Origin of the sequence: Moorena producens 3L (assembly GCF_000211815.1) — a bacterium.
In the GTDB taxonomy this organism is placed as follows: Bacteria; Cyanobacteriota; Cyanobacteriia; order Cyanobacteriales; family Coleofasciculaceae; genus Moorena; species Moorena producens.
Genome location: NZ_GL890940.1, coordinates 99,393 through 99,942, shown reverse-complemented (window position 1 = coordinate 99,942; position 550 = coordinate 99,393). Strand labels below are relative to the sequence as shown.

The following is a 550-nucleotide window of genomic DNA, read 5'->3' as shown; positions in this document are numbered from 1 at the left end:
CTCCCTCAAAAAGAATTTGTTACAAAATTTTTCAAAATATGCTATAATATGCAAATTTTTGTGCTACACTTAAAGTGTGGACAAGAAAATCCACGGGAAGAGCCAGCCTAAGAGTTTTCGCAGGCTGCAGGCTGGCTCTGGGTTCCCCTTACAGGAGATAACTTAATAATATGTCCCATCGACGCTTATACCCATGGGTAATGGTGCGCTTATTGCCACCGATGCCACCAGTGGTTTTCGCTCGGTTCGACAGCCCTGCTGATGCGAAGAGCTATGTGCAGGTGCTGAAACTGCTCATGCCTGGTGCCAAGTTTCTACTTTTTTTGGATTACCGAGTAATTCTGTAGGGTGTGTTAGGGGCGGGCTTGCCATCATGTTCAACCTCATAGCAAGTGTTGGGAAAGCCCGCGCCGTAACGCACCACCCAAGGTTTCACCCTCATTTTCGCGGTAGCCATGGTTGGGACAGCTCGTCCTAAAATAGTGATCACAGGCAAGATGCCTGTTCTACAAAGATCTCAAGTCCACCCATTGGGTCAAAAAGTTGAGGA

General features: G+C 47.3%; 1 protein-coding gene. It reads left to right on the top strand.

The window, feature by feature from the left end; genetic code table 11:
- Positions 1-170: 170 nt before the first annotated feature.
- Positions 171-347 (top strand): hypothetical protein, encoded by a 177-nt coding sequence (locus LYNGBM3L_RS45945; RefSeq protein WP_165691889.1) that lies wholly within the window; start codon positions 171-173, stop codon positions 345-347.
- The last annotated feature ends 203 nt before the right edge of the window (positions 348-550 follow it).